The sequence below is a fragment of the Shouchella xiaoxiensis genome (genome assembly GCF_016907895.1).
GTDB lineage: Bacteria > Bacillota > Bacilli > Bacillales > Bacillaceae_D > Shouchella > Shouchella xiaoxiensis.
Genome location: NZ_JAFBCV010000007.1, coordinates 38595 through 54432, shown reverse-complemented (window position 1 = coordinate 54432; position 15838 = coordinate 38595). Strand labels below are relative to the sequence as shown.

Genomic DNA, 15838 nt, shown 5'->3' with positions numbered 1-15838 from the left:
TTTACATTTTAAATGAACCTTTTACAATCGTTACAATGATTAAACAATCGATTGTAAGAAAAGGTGAATAAGTCTGATGCACGTACATATTTTTAATGAAAGCTGAATTAATCATTGCTACGATTTCCCATTAAAGCAGCTTAATTCAACAAAAGTGACAAAATAAAAGCAGCTATATTAAAAGTTTGTAAATTATCTATGTAAGAATCAGCGTTCTTCTTTATTTGCTTCGTGTATTTCTGTATAATCTTGTTAACGCTGTCACAGCAGGGATTATAGTTTGTTACACATGAAAATTTCCTGCATTTTGATGATGGGGTAATCCGATTTAATGATAATGATAGGGGAGGGAATGACATTGGGAAGGCGTTATTGCTTACTAACTTGTTGGAAGAACTAAATTGCGTCGTTAAGGAAAATACGAGAAGAATCAATAGCAGCCTTTTTGCTGTTCCCTTTCCTTTTTTCTTATAAAAGACGTTTTCTAGTAAGAACGGGAATAGATCATTGCCTATTGAAGCACCCTGTCTCTATACAAAGGGCAAAAACTCGTATGATCCAAGAGGTTTTAAGGACAAAAAAGAGTTTTTAATTTTGTTGGAGGTGAATCCCTCATTTTGAGGGGAAGAATTGGATTTAATTACATTGATTAATCTTATTTTGCTTGTTATTTTACTGGCATTAACAGCATTTTTCGTTGCTTCTGAATTTGCCGTTGTTAAGATTCGCGCATCTAGAATAGAGCAGCTTATAGCGGAAGGAAACAAAAAAGCGTTCGTAGCGAAACGAGTAACGGAAAATCTTGATTATTATTTATCTGCTTGTCAGCTCGGTATAACGGTTACCGCTCTTGGTCTTGGTGCACTGGGAAAGCCAGCTGTAAGCAACATTATGTATCCTGTTTTTGACTATTTTAATGTACCGGATTCATTGTCATCCGTCATTTCATATGCGATTGCTTTTCTACTCGTGACCTATCTGCATGTCGTAATTGGTGAAATGGCTCCTAAGACATTGGCCATTCAATTTTCAGAGAAGATGACGATGTTGTTAGCAAGTCCGTTGTACTGGTTCGGTAAAATTATGTTCCCGTTCATCTTAACGTTAAACGGGGCTTCGCGCCTGCTGCTTCGCATGTTTGGTGTGAAACCAATTGGGCATGATCAAGCCTACACTGAGGAAGAGTTAAAAATTATTATGACGCAAAGCTACCAAGGCGGTGCGATTGATAAAGAAGAGCTTCAATACATGGAGAACGTATTTTCTTTTGATGAGCATGTTGCAAAAGACATTATGGTACCCCGGACAGAAATTGTTGCTATTCATCAGGATATGACAAAAGATGAACTGGTTCAGGTGCTAGACGAGCACAATTACACGAGATATCCCGTTATTGAAGACGGTGATAAAGATAAAATCATCGGTGTGGTCAATGCAAAGAAAATGCTTCAGTCCATTGTTGCTGGTCGAGATGTCGACATGAGCGCGTATATCCGTGATCTTCCATATATCTTGGAAGCAACAAGTATTCAAGATGTGATGTTGAAGATGCAGCAGGAAAAAGTGCATATGGCAGTAATTATTGATGAATACGGCGGTACATCTGGAATTGTGACGATGGAAGAAGTGATTGAAGAATTAGTCGGTGAAATTCGCGATGAATTTGATGAAGATGAAGAAGCCGACATTGAAAAAGTCAGCACGGACGAATATGTGGTCAATGGCCGCGTTCTCCTTGATGATTTAGAAGAACAGTTCGGCTTGGAATTTGATGACCGAGAGAATGTTGATACGATTGGTGGCTGGGTTCAATACAAATCTCAGGAATTTGATGAAGATCAAGTGATTAACGTTCAGCTTGATGACCATGTATGGACTGTGTTGGAAGCGGACAATCATCAAGTAAAGAAAGTGAAGTTTAAACAATACATTGATCAGACACGCATTGGTCAGGCTTAGAGGATTTTTATAAACCATGGAGGTGAAGCCCTCTCCTAGGAGAGGGAATAATTGGACTCAATTATTTATATTAATTTAATTCTTGTAGCTGTATTTATTTTATTAACAGGGCTTTTTGTTGGTGGAGAATTTGCCATTTTGAAAGTCCGGATGTCCCGAATTGATCAGCTCATTTCAGAAGGAAACAAAAAAGCAGTTTTAGCAAAAAAGGTTGCTCATGAACTAGATTATTACTTGTCAGCCTGTCAATTAGGAATCACCATTACGGCGTTAGTGTTAGGAGCGCTAGGTGAACCAACTGTTCAAAGACTCCTTCGGCCCGTATTTGATTATTATAGCGTTCCTGATGCGATGGCGACGGCTCTTTCCTTCGCGATTGCCCTGGCGATCGTTACGTTTCTTCATGTTGTTATTGGAGAACTTGCGCCGAAGACGCTGGCCATTCAATTTCCTGAGAAGATGACGCTATTATTAGCACCACCGTTGTATTGGTTTGGTGTCGTAATGGGTCCGTTTATTCGCATTTTAAATGGGTCGGCGCGTAGTATTCTCGGTTGGTTTGGTGTAAAGCCTGCCGGGCACGAAACCGTTTATTCGGAAGAAGAACTGAAGTTAATCGTTGCCGATAGTTACAAAGGTGGAGAGATTAACCAAACCGAGCTGGCTTATTTAGAAAACTTCTTTTCTTTTGATGGTCGGACGTTAAATGAAATTATGGTTCCAAAAGAACAGATTATCACGCTAGATGTCGATATGGAGCTTGATGGGATTTTGCAAGTGCTTGATCAGCATGATTACACACGCTATCCGGTTCTTAGCGGCAAAGACCGCAACGCAACGCTAGGGTTTGTTAATACAAAAGAAATGTTAACGAGCATTGCAGCAGGCCGTAATGGCGGAATTGAACAATTCTTGCACCACATTCCTCGTGTAAAACAGTCGATGTTCATTCAGGATGTCTTCTTGAAAATGAAGCAGACACGCACGCATATCGCGATTGTGACAGATGCTAAAGGCATAATGATCGGCCTTGTTACAATGGAAGACATTCTAACCGAGATTGTTGGGAAGATGGAAGACGTATATGAGGGAACTGAAGGATTTGCGACGTAACGAAAAAGCTTTCTCTATCTAGAGAAAGCTTTTTCATCTGGTCTTAACGATCTTTAAAGACGTATAAAAGTATGCTTAAGACGGCTAAATAAAATAACGCTACTAAAGCACCGATGATATAGGTAATGTACTCAAGATAATAACTGGCTGATAGTGTGAAACCTTGTTCACCATTATTGATATTGAGAATTGCAGGTACAATAATGGGGGTAAGCAGAGAAAGCAAACTGATCAACGTTAAACTTAATACGAGTTTTTCTTTACTAGTTAATTTGCTTGATTGTTCAGTCAATGAAACACCTTCCTTTATGAATTTGTACTTTATGTAATCAACTTCCAAAAATGAGTGCTAATTGAAGTATAACTCTGGTATAAGAAATAGCAATAGGCTATCTAAGCATATTTCAAATGGAATGTTCAATCTTTGCTTTCGAATTTTTTTAAGGAATTTTAAAAAAGGGGGATATTCATGTATGGTTGGTTAAACATAGCAAGCTTGGTGTTAGGGCTAGTAGCGTGGATCGTGCCGATCATTTATCTGATGAAGCAAAACAAAGAGAAGGATAAAAGATGGGGACTCTCTTTAATAGTAAGTATGAGTGCCTGTCTCATGTCTATTTGTTTTCAACTTTTATATAACGATTATTTAGTCAGAATTGAGGATTGGTCTGCACTTATGGATACTTCGAAAGGATCTGTTCGCCTTTCTTTCTTGCTTGCTGTAGGAACCATTTTTCTTAACAGCGTCGTGGCAATCATCTATAGCAGAAAAAGAATGTAACTTCAATTTCAATATCTTTAAAAAAAGGATTGTAAAGGCGAGAAAAGACACTACTTTTCTTGCCTATTTGTTGTGAATTCAACTTCAGTAGGAGATGACAAAGTGCAGCGTTGTATCGACCTTGGTCGGATTTATATAACGGTGAATTTGGTTGCCGTTAAAGCGAATGGCGTCGTGCTCGTACAGGTGGTGTGTTCCGCTCTCTAACGCAATGATTAGTTCGCCACTCATGACGGTAATACATTCGGTGACTCCAGGTGCATGCGCTTCTGACTGGTAATCACAGTTCGCTTTCATATAACCTCGATAAAGCTCATATTCTTTTTGCTGAAAAATAGGTTCCGCAATAAACGTCTCTTCTGTGTTTGTTAGAGCAAGCCTGGCTTTTTTTCGTGAGATTTCTACTTCATTATTTGTGGCAAGCAACGAAGCAACGGGCACTTGCAGTCCGTTCGCTATTTTCCAGATTACGGACAGGGTGGGGTTTCCATCGCCACGTTCAATCTTAATGAGAGTTAATTTACTAATGTCAATTTGCTTAGCAAATGCTTCAACTGTCATGCCTTTCAGCAGGCGTTGATGCTTAATGGTTTCACCAATTTGTTTAGTAACATATGCGTCCATTCGTCTCCTCCAGTATATTTTAGTGATAAAAAAATATATTTAAATATTGATTTTATATTATAATATCTTTATATTAAATTATAATATATAAAATCAGAGGAGGCAAGATGAAGATGAACGTAAAGAATGCAACCGTTCGAACAGTTTGGATAGAAGGTGGTCCTGTTGCATTGGCGATTGCTTCTTATGGTGTTTCTTACGGGGTATTAGCGAATCAAGCGGACTTCTCGATTTTGACTGCAGTTGCGATGTCGATGCTGTTGTTTGCCGGTTCGGTTCAGCTCGCTTCTGTTGCGATGTGGGCATTAGGTGTGAGCATTCCAACTATTATAATGAGCGCATTTTTACTTAATTTGCGGGACCTTCTTTATGGTGCTGACATTGCAGCTGACTTAAAAACAAAAAGCAAAGGGTGGCGGATTACTCATTCTTTTGGAGTATCTGACGAGCCATATTTGCTAAGTAAACTTCATTTTGCCAAAGCTGGAAGTGATCCGCTCTATTTTTCACTCATTACGTGGCTGTTTTATGTGACCTGGGTTTGCGCTTCGTTTGTAGGTGTAATGGTTGGTGATGCGGTAGACCCGGTTCAGTGGGGGTTAGATTTAGCCTTTCCGGCTGCATTTACGGCATTATTAATACCGGCTTTGAAAGGAAAAGGAGCGCTAGTCACATTGTTAGCGGCTGGAATGATTGCTTGGCTATGTGAACGAATTGCACCAGGAAATAGCTGGACGATTTTAATTGTCGGAATTGTATCACCGCTATTTGGGATGGCTTTAGATAAGGAGGAAGGGGCGTGAATGAGCAATGGTTGTTAATTGGACTATTAGCGATTGTTGTTTTCGGCATTCGCGTTATTGGACTTGAATGGCTTGGGAAGAGAACGTTTCCGCCGCTGCTTAAGCGCTTTTTTTATTATGTTCCAATTGGTATTATGACGGCTCTGCTTGTGAAGCAAGTACTTGTCTCGCATGATTCCACTTCACTTGCCCTCTCATTGCCTGTACTTACAACATGTCTCGGCACAGGGCTTTCTTATTTTTGGACGAAGCGGTTTCTGTTATCAGTTGTAATTGGGGTGGTGCTTGGTTTGGCAGTGAGGGTAGGGGGATTGTAGCAACAGAGCAACAAGCTAGGTGTTTCGCCCGTTGCTCCGTAATTAGCTCCATTGTGGTGCTGGCTAAGTAAAAGTAAGTAGGATTGTTTCTAGTAGTTAGGCCTAAAAGGATTCATTTTTGGACCGCTTTTTGTTTTGCTTTTATTAGAAAATCTCTAGATTCTTGCGCCAATTTACGCAGTTTAGTAAGGTCATGATGAAGCAGCTTCCCATCTTTCTTGACAGCTTTTCCAGCAACGTAGACAGCATCAATATTCCCGGTATGAGCACATTGCGTTACAACGCCGACAGGGTCGTTCACAGGAAATACATTGATAGCGTCCTTACGTATCATGATAAAGTCTGCTTGTTTGCCAGGGGTTAACGAACCGATTTTATCATCTAATAATAACGCTTTTGCTCCGTCAATAGTTGCCATTTCAAGCACGCGCTCAGCGGTAAGATGCACTTCTGGTCCAGGCATAGTGCCTTCATTTAATAGTTGCTGGTTGATCCGAGCGCGCTCAGCTTGCAAAGCAAACTTCATTTGGGTAAATAGGTCACCACCAGTCGAAGTTACCACATCAACACCAAGTGCCGGGTTTATGCCGTTTTCAAGCGCTAAACCTGTTGCCGGGTAACCATGTCCCATCATCATTTCAATTTCTGGCGTTACTGAAATGCTGCCGCCTTTTTCAGCAAGTAATCGGACTTCTTCAGGGCGTATAGCGTTGGCATGGGCAAAATTTAAGTCGCGTCCAAGTAGATTCGCTTCAGCTAAGCGGGTAATCGACTGTGAGGAGTGCCCCCATGTACCAAAGCCAAGATGCATGCTACATACGGCATCTAATTCACGTGCGAGCTGTATTTCTCTAACACTTGTCTCCCACGCGCTAAATTCAGGTCCGCGAATAGCAAGTCCCATTGTTAAGAGCTGGTCGTCAGAAGAAAAATAGCGAGCTTTTGATCTGCGCGCATCTTCGGCATTGTCTATTGCACTATCATTATTCCAGAATGAAGCATCGCCCGGTGAACCGTGGGCAAAAACGGCTCGAATTCCAGCATCATCTAATCCACGAACCAACTCATGCGTATGGTCAGGTGATTGAATCATTGTCCAATCGAGCAATGTGGTTACGCCAGCATCAAGTGCTTCTAATGCCCCGATTAAATTTCCAATATAATCATCCTGAGGTCTCCGAAGAGAGCCATAGTTCCCGTAATAGATTTCGCCTAAATACGTCTGTAATGACCAATCAACACCGATATTACGAATTAAGGATTCCCATGTGTGCCGGTGGGTATCGACGAATCCTGGCATGATGATCCGATCTGTTGCATCAATTTCCTCATACTCTTCATGCTTTTCAGCTTCTAAATGAGGTGCAATTGCTTCAATTGTTGAACCGTTTATAAGGATATCGGCTTTCTCGAGATTGCCGATTGTTCGATCTAATGTAAGAATAGTTGCATTTTTAATTCGTTTTTTCATCATATCCCGTCCTTTTTAGATAAAAAACACTATAATTTCGTTTAAGTAGATTCACACTTAGCAAGTGCGTCAGATTCCCCATTAATATATGAGCTGAGTCATGCCTCTTTAGCCACTTTATCAGTACCTCAACCTATGAAAAATCCTCTTTATAGCGTTCCATACCTTTTATGATGAAAATTAAAACAACATTCTTTTCGCTAAAATAGTGTATGGACGTTTTGTAAATCTCCCGTTATTTCTTTACAAATGACCCCATAAGACGAAGGCAGGAGATGAACCGCCCGTTCGGTTTAACTGGTTTTTGGTAATTAATAGATGCGGCTACTAGTTTACATCATTTTTACATAATGCATAAAACCGTTTTATGATTCCTTAAAAAACAAGATTTACAATAAAGGTAAGTCATTCAGTAAAAGGAGTGGGGCGATGATTGATTTACACATGCATTCAACAGAATCTGATGGTGAAGATGACCCGTTCGAACTAATTAAAAAAGCAAAGGCAAGTGGGGTTTCCATCATGTCGATAACCGACCATGATGTTGTCTCTGCTTATAAGCATGCCCTTTCTTACGCAAAACGTTCAGGGATTTAACTTATTCCTGGCATCGAGCTCAATACAAGTTCTGAAGACGGAGAATTTCATATTCTTGGTTATGGCATTGATGTAGAGGCAGAAGCGCTCAGGAAACACACAGAGTGGAGAAAGCAGGATCGGGTGGAGTGGAATCAGCTACTAGTCCACCGGCTTCAGTCACTTGGCTACGCTATTACGTGGTCAGATGTTTTAGCTGAAGCGACTGGAGAAATCATTGTTAGAACACATATTGCAGCGGCACTCGTCCGAAAAGCATACTTCAGAGATGCTCGAGCTGCTTATCAAAATCTTCTTATCAAAGGAAAACCTGCATATCAACCACGTTCTCAATTTTCCGCTGAAGAAGCCATTGCCCTAATCCATCGTTGTGGCGGGCAAGCGTTTCTGGCACACCCAGGAACGTACCTAGAACCGATTCCGCTAACGACCTTAGTACGAGCGGGTTTAGATGGGATTGAAGCATATCACAGCCTGCACTCACCAGCTGAAGCAAGCTACTGGCATCAGACAGCATCGGCACTTGGTCTGCGTATTAGCGGTGGTAGTGATTATCATGGAACTCATTCGAAAAATCCGTTTCCCATTGGCAGCGTTCATTTACCTGAAGGAATTGTAGCTGAGTGGGAAAGGGAGATGGAGGTATCCCAATGAATCTTTATGCCTCATCAACGCTCTATTGGTCAAAACCAATACCAGATGTGTTACGAGAAATAGCAAAGCTAGGCTTAACTGGTGTGGAAATATGGGCAGAGCAAATTGATAATCACCAGACAACTATTCGTGACATTCAACGGATTCAGGCAGAATTAGCGCTAGCCTATACCGTTCATGCCCCGAGCTGGGATTTAAATATAACATCTATTAACCAAGCGATAAGGGAGCGGTCTTTAGGAGAAATTGAGCGAGCATTTGAGACAGCCGCTTTGCTAAAGGCGAAAAGTATTACCGTACACCCAGGTCAGTTAAGCCTTACAAACCAATGGCTCCATTGGCATAGAGAACAACAGGTTAAGAGCACTGCACGATTAGTTGATTTCTCTAAGCAATATGGTGTGGGATTAACGCTTGAATTAATGGAGCGTAAACCAAAGGAAACAGTTACATCGCCTGAAGCAATGAATGAGCTGCTTCGTGCTCTTAATTACCGCTTTGGTGTTACGTTTGATGTCGCACATATTGCCCTCAACGAAGATGTTGTTCAAGCTTATTTAAGAACTGAAAATGTCGAGGTTGTTCATTTAAGTGATACATCTTCTTCCATTTATCACATTGGCTTAGGAGAAGGTGAACAACAACTGCATCCCATTCTACAGCTTTTATCAAAGGAAACGGTGCCGGTTGTGTTAGAGGGAATGTCTGCATCGGGCGGAATGCTTAAGCGTCATCTAGCCTATCTTGAGGCATTCTCGTATCGCAAGAAGGAGGATCTGTATGAAGTTTCTAGTTACAAATGATGATGGAATCTTCGCACCTGGTGTAGCCGCGCTTGTTGAGACCCTTCAGCATTTTGGCGAGGTAACTGTAATTTGTCCGGACCAGGAGAGAAGCGCAATCAGTCATTCCATAACGCTTCGTCAGCCGATAAAAGCGACCCCCGTCACATTTTTTGGTCAGCATGTGCAAGCCTACGCACTAAATGGTACCCCGGCAGACTGCGTAAAGCTTGGTTTAGAAGTGATTTGTAAAGAGAGACCTGATTTCGTTTTCTCAGGTATGAATGTAGGACCAAACCTTGGGCGCGATCTTTACTACTCTGGGACAATGGCTGGTGCATCGGAAGCTGTGCTACATCAAATACCGGCAATTTCAGTTTCCTTAGATAGAAACGAAGAGCCAATCCAGTATGCCTATCCGAAAGAGCTGTTATATGACCTGCTTGAAGGGCTGTTTCAACGCAAATGGGGAAAGGGGCTAAATGCAAACGTCAACTTGCCGTATTTGCAAAAAAAGATGGTGAAGGGCATTGCGGTTGTGCCAATGGATATGACAATTGATCGGTACCATTACGTCGGTTTAAACGATCCTCACGGAAATGTGTATTACTGGCTTAAGGATCATTGGAATCAGCTTGAGGATACAGTTCTTGCTGATGATAGTGACTATGCAAAGCTCCGCGAGGGTTATATAACGGTAACACCGATTGACCAACAGCGTTCCAATCGAAAGGTGATGGAACGGTTAGAGCGACTACTTGTGAATAAACCAGACTATATTGGAGGGCTTACACAATGAGAAAAAGAGTACTTCAAACAACTGCAGCAGCTTCGTTAGCGCTTTTCTTAGGTGCATGTGGAGCAGATTCTGTTCAAGAACAAGTAAACACATCGACTTCTGGAACGAGTGAAGAGAATAGTAATTCAACAGGAGAAATAAGTGGGCCATTATCGTTTTATACCTCGCAACCAGATGCCGATGCCGAAGCGCTTGTTGCTGGTTTTAATGAACGCTACCCTGATGTCGATGTTTCGGTTTTTCGCTCGGGTACAGAAGAAGTGGTTAGTCGTTTGCTTGCGGAACAAGAGGCAGGAACGGTACAGGCTGATGTATTGCTATTAGCAGATGCGGTGACGTTTGAGAGTTTAAAACAAAATGAGTTGTTACAGGCTTACGAAAGTCCTGAACTGAATGCAATCCCTGAAGAATTTATTGATCCAGAATTTATGTATGTAGGTACGAAGCTAATGGCAACCGTTCTTGCTTACAATACAACGATGGTCAATGAAGCTCCGACCTCATGGAAAGCAATAACAGAGGAGCAAGCAAAGGGTGAAGTAACAATGCCAAGTCCGCTTTATTCTGGTGCAGCTGCTTATAATGCCGGTGTTTTCAGCAAAACGGATGAGTTTGGCTGGGATTTTTACGAAAATCTTTATACCAACAACGCAACGATTGTCCAAGGAAATGGAGCGGTTGTTCAGGCGGTAGCTGGCGGAGAAAGTGCTTACGGAATGGTCGTTGATTTTGTCGTAGCCAATGCGAAGGAACAAGGTTCGCCGATTGATTTAGTTTATCCAGCAGAGGGAGTTCCTGTTATAACAGAACCAATTGCAATAACGCAAGAGGCAGACAACGAAGCAGCAGCGCAAGCATTTGTTGATTATGTTCTTTCAGAAGAAGGTCAGCAGCTCAGTGTGGACGTTGGGTACACGCCAATCCGTGAAGGTGTAGATATTCCTGAAGGTTTACAAGGAGCAGAGGAATTAAACGTATTGTCGGCGGAGATTAGCGACTTACTTGATACAAGAGAAAGCGACAAGGAATCGTTCCGTTCTATTTTTGGAAACCATTAAAAAAGGGGACGATGTGCAGTGGTGCAACAGGGTAAAGCGCAATCTAGTCGATTTTTTACCAAGCGAAGACTCTACACAATAGGGTTAACGGGAATTATTTTCTTCTTATTTGTCTTACCGATCATTCGCTTGTTTTCCTTAAGTTTCTTCTCAGAAGGTCAGTTCACGCTGGAAAATTACGGGGCGATTTTTGCAGAGGCACGCACGTGGAGTATTCTTAAGAATACCGTCGTGATGGTTACAGGTTCAACAGTAGTAGCGCTCGCCTTAGGATTATTTTTTGCTTGGATTGTGGCGTACAGCGATATTCGTGGCAAGCGCATGATGCTGCTTTTTATTATGATTCCATTTATTATTCCATCCTATATTGTGACGCTTTCATGGACCCAGTTAATGAGCCGTAATGGAATGGTCGCAACGGTTTTGGATGTGCTGCCTTTTGACCTTGCGCCATTTAATATGTACTCCATGGCGGGGATGATATTCGTGCTTGGTTTGTCTCATTTTCCACTTGTATTCTTATTTACAGTAGGGGTTTTACGCAGAATTCCTCGGGATATGGAGTGGGCAGCACGAGCGAGCGGAGCCCGGTCGTGGACAGTATTCAAAGACATCACCTTAAAGCTGGCGTTACCAGGTCTTGCGGGCGGTGGATTGCTTGCTTTTATTGCCAACTTAGATAATTTTGGCATTCCAGCTTTCTTAGGCATTCCAGCAAATATTACCGTATTAAGCACGGCTATCTATCAAGAAGTCGTTGGATTTGGGCCAGCTGCCTTTGCGAGAGCGGCAACACTTTCCGTTATCCTATCACTCGTTGCTTTAATTGGAACGTTCATTCAATGGTTCCTTGTCCGAAAATCAAAACAAGACGATACGGTTGAACAGGACTATCAACCCCGCTTTCACCTTGGTAGATTTAGGCGGTTTGTTGAGATTAGCGTTTGGAGCTTCCTACTTTTTATTACCGTTGTACCAATTGTTTCAATGAGCATGTCTTCTCTCATTCAAGCATACGGGTTACCGTTTGCTTGGGAGAATTTAACGATGGATCATTATCGGTTTGTCTTATTTGAGAACAACCGGGTTCAAGAAGCGCTTGGGAATAGCCTTTTTCTTGCCACAGTGACAATGGTTGTTTGTCTTTTCGTTGGAACGACGCTCGCCTACATGCGCGCACGGAACCCGAATGGGTTAAACCGTTCTTTGGAATTATTTGTTGGTTTGCCATATGCGCTTCCAGGAATGGTGCTGGCGCTTGCGATGATCTTTATGTGGCTTGAACCAATTCCAGGCTGGAACCCTGGTCTTTATGGGACGTTAGGAATTCTGTTGATCGCTTATATTACCCGGTTTCTTATCCTGCAGGTGCGGGGGAGCTTTACCGCCATGACACAAGTCGATCCGTCAATGGAGGAAGCGGCACGTTTGGCAGGGGCAAATTCCTTTGTAAAGTGGCGAAGGGTCTTGCTGCCACTGCTTCTACCAGGTGTAATTAGTGGCGCCTTTCTCGTATTTTTAACCGCATTGACGGAACTAACGGTATCATCGCTACTATGGTCAAGTGGCTCAGAAACGATTGGCCTCGTTATTTTTAATTTTGAACAAGCCGGATATTCGACGCATTCCACGGCATTTTCAATGGTTATTGTCATCGGCATTTTACTTGCAATGGGGACGCTTTATGGACTACAGCAGGTTTGGAATAGGAAGGTGAAGCAAGCATGACAACGGAATTGAGTCAGATAAAAAAGCGTTTTGGTACCTTTGAAGCACTAAAAACGATTTCTCTCTCAATAGAAAAAGGAGAGTTTATTGCCATCCTCGGTCCTTCTGGTTGTGGCAAAACAACTTTATTACGTTTACTAGCAGGATTTGAAGAGCCGACAGCAGGGCATATTGCCATTGATGGAGATCATGTAAGCAGTGCGAAGAAAACAACACCTCCTGAGAAAAGAAATATCGGGATGGTCTTTCAATCGTTTGCATTATGGCCCCATCTATCGGTACAAGAACAGGTGGAATTCCCCCTCAGGCATCACCCACATACTCGGAAAGACTGGAAAAAGAATTACCAAGGACGAGCGTTAGATGTGCTAAAGCTCGTCGGGCTGGAACAGTTAGCAAAACGAATGCCCAATGAACTATCCGGGGGGCAGAGGCAGCGGGTTGCTTTGGCCCGAGCACTTGCCCATCAACCGGCGATTTTACTAATGGATGAACCTTTGAGCAGTTTGGATGCAGAGTTAAGAGTAGATATGAGAAAAGAAATTCAACGTTTGCACCGTTTGACAAACAGTTCCATCGTATATGTCACCCATGACCAAGAAGAAGCGCTGGCAATGGCCGATCGAATTGTTATTATGAAAGATGGCCAAATTGAACAGGTCGGAACGCCACAGCACATTTATTTGTATCCAGAAACACCTTTTGTTGCTAGGTTTGTTGGCAAAGCGACAATGGTTGATGGGAGATGGGAAGGAAATCGCTTCAGGCCAGATGCAGCGCCTACTTTATCATGGGATGGAGAGGGTGTCAGCGAGGTATTTAAACAAGCAGACACATATCCAGTTCGACCTGATCAGTGGCTATTTAGTCGAGAACAAACAGGTATGGAAGCAACGGTGGTAAACGCGATGTACCAAGGCAGAGAGAGACATTACGCCGTGGAAGTTGGCGGAGAGGTCATCCACGCGATTAGTCCGGCTACTGAACAGTATAAAATTGGCGAAAAAGTCAGTCTGAAAATGCGACAGGCGGAGAAACAAACAAAAGCACATACAGGATAAAAAAAGAGCTCGTATGAGAGCTCTTTTTTACTTTACTGCATCAACAATAAGCAAAACAAACCCAAGCTCACCGTGCTGGTTACGATGATCAAATCGTTTTGATCGGTAAATAAACCCGTCTGCTTCTTTCCAAGATACAGCGTGAAATTGACCGGCTTCGTCAGTATTCCAGCAGCGATACTTGAAAACCGGCTTCTTCAAACATCGCCGTCAATGTTTTATATGTATGAACAATTTTGTGACTGGCAGCAGGGTGGTCTGCTGGTCCAGGTCCGCCAACTTGAACACCTTTTTGATAAGCTTCATTTGGAAAGTAGCCATCGGGAACGGCACAGCGGACGTAGCCAGAGGGCTGTAAAAAATCGTAGCACAGCGCAGCTGCCTGAACGCCTTCCTCATAAGTTAAGTGTTCCCATACATGTTCTGCTAAAATTGCCTGAAGAGACGATTGTGGGAAATGTTCCTCCCACTTGCTACGGTTTAGTAAATTCAGCTGCTCTTCTTGGGTTTGGAGCCATGTTGGATTGTTGTTATGTTCTCCTGCGCCAATTACTATTCTCGTTGTCATGCATTTATCTCCTTTTCAATTACAGGTGGACGTTTACGGAGTCGTGTTGCTTGTTCATATCCATAAGCAATTTTAATCAGCTGACCTTCTTTATAAGCGCCACCGGCAAACGTCACGCCAAAGGGTCTACCGCTTTTCGTATAGCCAGCTGGAACAGCGATCGAAGGGTAACCAGCCTTAGCGCTAATTGTGGAACCGATATAAGCAGGAAAAAGAATAGCATCTAGTTCATTCTGTTGAAGAGCGGCATCGAGTCCGTTCTCACGAGCGAAAGTCAAGTCATCAAGACGGGCAACAATGTAGGACGAAGCTGTCATGGGGTTGGTCAATGCGGCGGCTTTTTCCAGTCGATCCTGTCCGTATTTTAGCGCTTTTTTTTCATTTACTTTGTTAAATTCAATCAGCTCAGATAACGAATGTACCGGGGCATGAGCAGGCAAGCCCATAAAAAAATGATTCATGCTATGTGCGAATTCATGCGTCAACACATCGGTTTTCCAATCTCTTTCAACTGAAGGAATAGCAAGATGATCGATAACGATTGCGCCTTCGTTTTTAAGTGTTGAAACAACATCTTCAAACAGAGACGCATCGTATTCAGCTGATTCAAGAAAGGATTGATTGTTTGCTCGGTAAACGCCAATACGGGCACCTTTAAGTCCAGCTTCGCTCAAAAAGGAGAGGTAATTGTCCGTTTTTGCATGCTTCGTTGTTAATGTCGCGGCATCTCGTTCATCGACACCTGCCAATACCCCTAGGAGAATGGCGGCATCTGTTACGGTTCGGGCCATCGGACCTGCTGTATCCTGCGAATAGGAAAAAGGAATAATGCCGGTGCGGCTAATTAACCCCACTGTTGGTTTAATGCCAACAACAGAATTTTGAATGGATGGACTGAGAATCGATCCATTTGTTTCGGTTCCCACAGCGAGTGGTGCAAAATCCGCGGCGACTGCAACGCCGGAACCGGAGCTAGAACCGCCGACAAAAAGCGACTCATCTCCATAAGGGTTTCGAACCTGTCCACCACGAGAGCTGTAGCCCGCCCACATGGTTGAGGACATGCCGTTGGCAAACTCCGTCATATTCGTCTTGCCGAGAATAATGGCACCTTCCTCTCGTAGTTTCGTAACGAGATGCGCATCGATTGTGGCGCGATGGTGTTCAAGTGCAATTGAACCAGCGCTCGTGTGCATGAAATCCTTTGTCTCAATATTATCTTTTAATAAAATCGGAATGCCGTGCAGGCTTCCTGTTCGTCCATAGTGGTTTCTTTCTTGATCCAGAGCCTCGGCAATAAAAAGAGCATCTGGATTAATCTCAATAATCGACCGCAACGTTGGACCTGCCTGGTCGAAAAGCGCAATTCTTTCTAAATACATGCTAATAAGCTGCTTCGCCGTTAATTGGTTTTTGTCATATAAAAAATGGATCTGTTCAATTGATAAATCATTTGAATTTGACATCAGGATCTCCTCAAAGGCTCTTTTAGTCTTATTGTATCAGAGTAATCAGAATTAAGG

The 15838-nt window shown here is 42.7% G+C and carries 16 protein-coding genes and 1 pseudogene; 12 read left to right on the top strand and 5 right to left on the bottom strand.

Features of this window, described 5'->3' with window-relative positions:
- Positions 1–630: 630 nt before the first annotated feature.
- Positions 631–1959, top strand: coding sequence for a hemolysin family protein (locus tag JOC54_RS11935; protein WP_204466500.1), 1329 nt, complete (start codon positions 631–633; stop codon positions 1957–1959).
- A gap of 51 nt (positions 1960–2010) precedes the next feature.
- A complete protein-coding gene (locus JOC54_RS11930) occupies positions 2011–3072 on the top strand; it encodes a hemolysin family protein (protein ID WP_035421752.1) in 1062 nt (353 codons plus the stop codon).
- A 43-nt stretch (positions 3073–3115) separates the two neighbouring features.
- Here JOC54_RS11930 and JOC54_RS11925 read toward each other — a convergent pair whose 3' ends face one another.
- Positions 3116–3364: a hypothetical protein gene (locus JOC54_RS11925; protein ID WP_035421753.1), complete on the bottom strand. Its 249-nt coding sequence runs from the start codon at positions 3362–3364 to the stop codon at positions 3116–3118.
- Positions 3365–3541: 177 nt separating this feature from the next.
- Between JOC54_RS11925 and JOC54_RS11920 the strand changes: the two genes are divergently transcribed.
- Complete coding sequence (locus JOC54_RS11920; RefSeq protein WP_204466499.1) at positions 3542–3853, top strand: hypothetical protein; 312 nt, start codon at positions 3542–3544, stop codon at positions 3851–3853.
- A gap of 84 nt (positions 3854–3937) precedes the next feature.
- Here JOC54_RS11920 and JOC54_RS11915 read toward each other — a convergent pair whose 3' ends face one another.
- Positions 3938–4477: a helix-turn-helix domain-containing protein gene (locus JOC54_RS11915; RefSeq protein ID WP_204466498.1), complete on the bottom strand. Its 540-nt coding sequence runs from the start codon at positions 4475–4477 to the stop codon at positions 3938–3940.
- A gap of 113 nt (positions 4478–4590) precedes the next feature.
- On the opposite strand from JOC54_RS11915, the gene JOC54_RS11910 reads away from it, so the two are divergent.
- Positions 4591–5280, top strand: a complete 690-nt coding sequence (locus JOC54_RS11910) for an AzlC family ABC transporter permease (RefSeq protein ID WP_054794250.1) — start codon at positions 4591–4593, stop codon at positions 5278–5280.
- A complete protein-coding gene (locus JOC54_RS11905; protein ID WP_204466497.1) occupies positions 5277–5597 on the top strand; it encodes an AzlD domain-containing protein in 321 nt (106 codons plus the stop codon). The genes JOC54_RS11910 and JOC54_RS11905 overlap by 4 nt, the downstream gene beginning before the upstream one ends.
- A 112-nt stretch (positions 5598–5709) precedes the next feature.
- Here the strand turns inward: JOC54_RS11905 and JOC54_RS11900 are convergent, their stop codons facing one another.
- Positions 5710–7071, bottom strand: coding sequence for an amidohydrolase family protein (locus tag JOC54_RS11900; RefSeq protein ID WP_204466496.1), 1362 nt, complete (start codon positions 7069–7071; stop codon positions 5710–5712).
- Positions 7072–7497: 426 nt separating this feature from the next.
- Here JOC54_RS11900 and JOC54_RS11895 point away from each other — a divergent pair, with 426 nt between their 5' ends.
- The 7 genes from JOC54_RS11895 (at position 7498) to JOC54_RS11865 (ending at position 13747) form a co-directional block, all read left to right on the top strand.
- Positions 7498–7665 carry a PHP domain-containing protein gene (locus JOC54_RS11895; protein ID WP_204466495.1) on the top strand — a complete coding sequence of 56 codons (168 nt, stop codon included), beginning with the start codon at positions 7498–7500 and terminating at the stop codon, positions 7663–7665.
- Between the two features lie 123 nt (positions 7666–7788).
- On the top strand, positions 7789–8319 hold the full coding sequence (locus tag JOC54_RS11890; protein ID WP_204466494.1) for a PHP domain-containing protein: 531 nt from the start codon (positions 7789–7791) through the stop codon (positions 8317–8319).
- Positions 8316–9122 (top strand): sugar phosphate isomerase/epimerase family protein, encoded by an 807-nt coding sequence (locus JOC54_RS11885; protein ID WP_054794247.1) that lies wholly within the window; start codon positions 8316–8318, stop codon positions 9120–9122. Before JOC54_RS11890 ends, JOC54_RS11885 begins: the two co-directional genes overlap by 4 nt.
- A complete protein-coding gene (gene surE, locus JOC54_RS11880) occupies positions 9100–9900 on the top strand; it encodes a 5'/3'-nucleotidase SurE (RefSeq protein ID WP_051991853.1) in 801 nt (266 codons plus the stop codon). Before JOC54_RS11885 ends, surE begins: the two co-directional genes overlap by 23 nt.
- Positions 9897–10958, top strand: coding sequence for an ABC transporter substrate-binding protein (locus JOC54_RS11875; RefSeq protein WP_204466493.1), 1062 nt, complete (start codon positions 9897–9899; stop codon positions 10956–10958). Before surE ends, JOC54_RS11875 begins: the two co-directional genes overlap by 4 nt.
- An 18-nt stretch (positions 10959–10976) precedes the next feature.
- The gene (locus JOC54_RS11870; RefSeq protein ID WP_204466492.1) at positions 10977–12686 is read left to right on the top strand and encodes an ABC transporter permease; all 1710 of its coding nucleotides are present in this window, start codon (positions 10977–10979) and stop codon (positions 12684–12686) included.
- Entirely contained in the window at positions 12683–13747 is a 1065-nt protein-coding gene (locus JOC54_RS11865; protein ID WP_204466491.1) for an ABC transporter ATP-binding protein, read from the top strand. Before JOC54_RS11870 ends, JOC54_RS11865 begins: the two co-directional genes overlap by 4 nt.
- Positions 13748–13774: 27 nt before the next feature.
- On the opposite strand, the pseudogene JOC54_RS11860 reads toward JOC54_RS11865, so the two are convergent.
- Together JOC54_RS11860 and JOC54_RS11855 are read right to left on the bottom strand one after the other, a co-directional pair.
- A pseudogene (locus JOC54_RS11860) lies at positions 13775–14315 on the bottom strand (class I SAM-dependent methyltransferase).
- Positions 14312–15781 carry an amidase family protein gene (locus JOC54_RS11855; RefSeq protein WP_204466490.1) on the bottom strand — a complete coding sequence of 490 codons (1470 nt, stop codon included), beginning with the start codon at positions 15779–15781 and terminating at the stop codon, positions 14312–14314. Before JOC54_RS11855 ends, JOC54_RS11860 begins: the two are co-directional and overlap by 4 nt.
- Between the last annotated feature and the right edge of the window lie 57 nt (positions 15782–15838).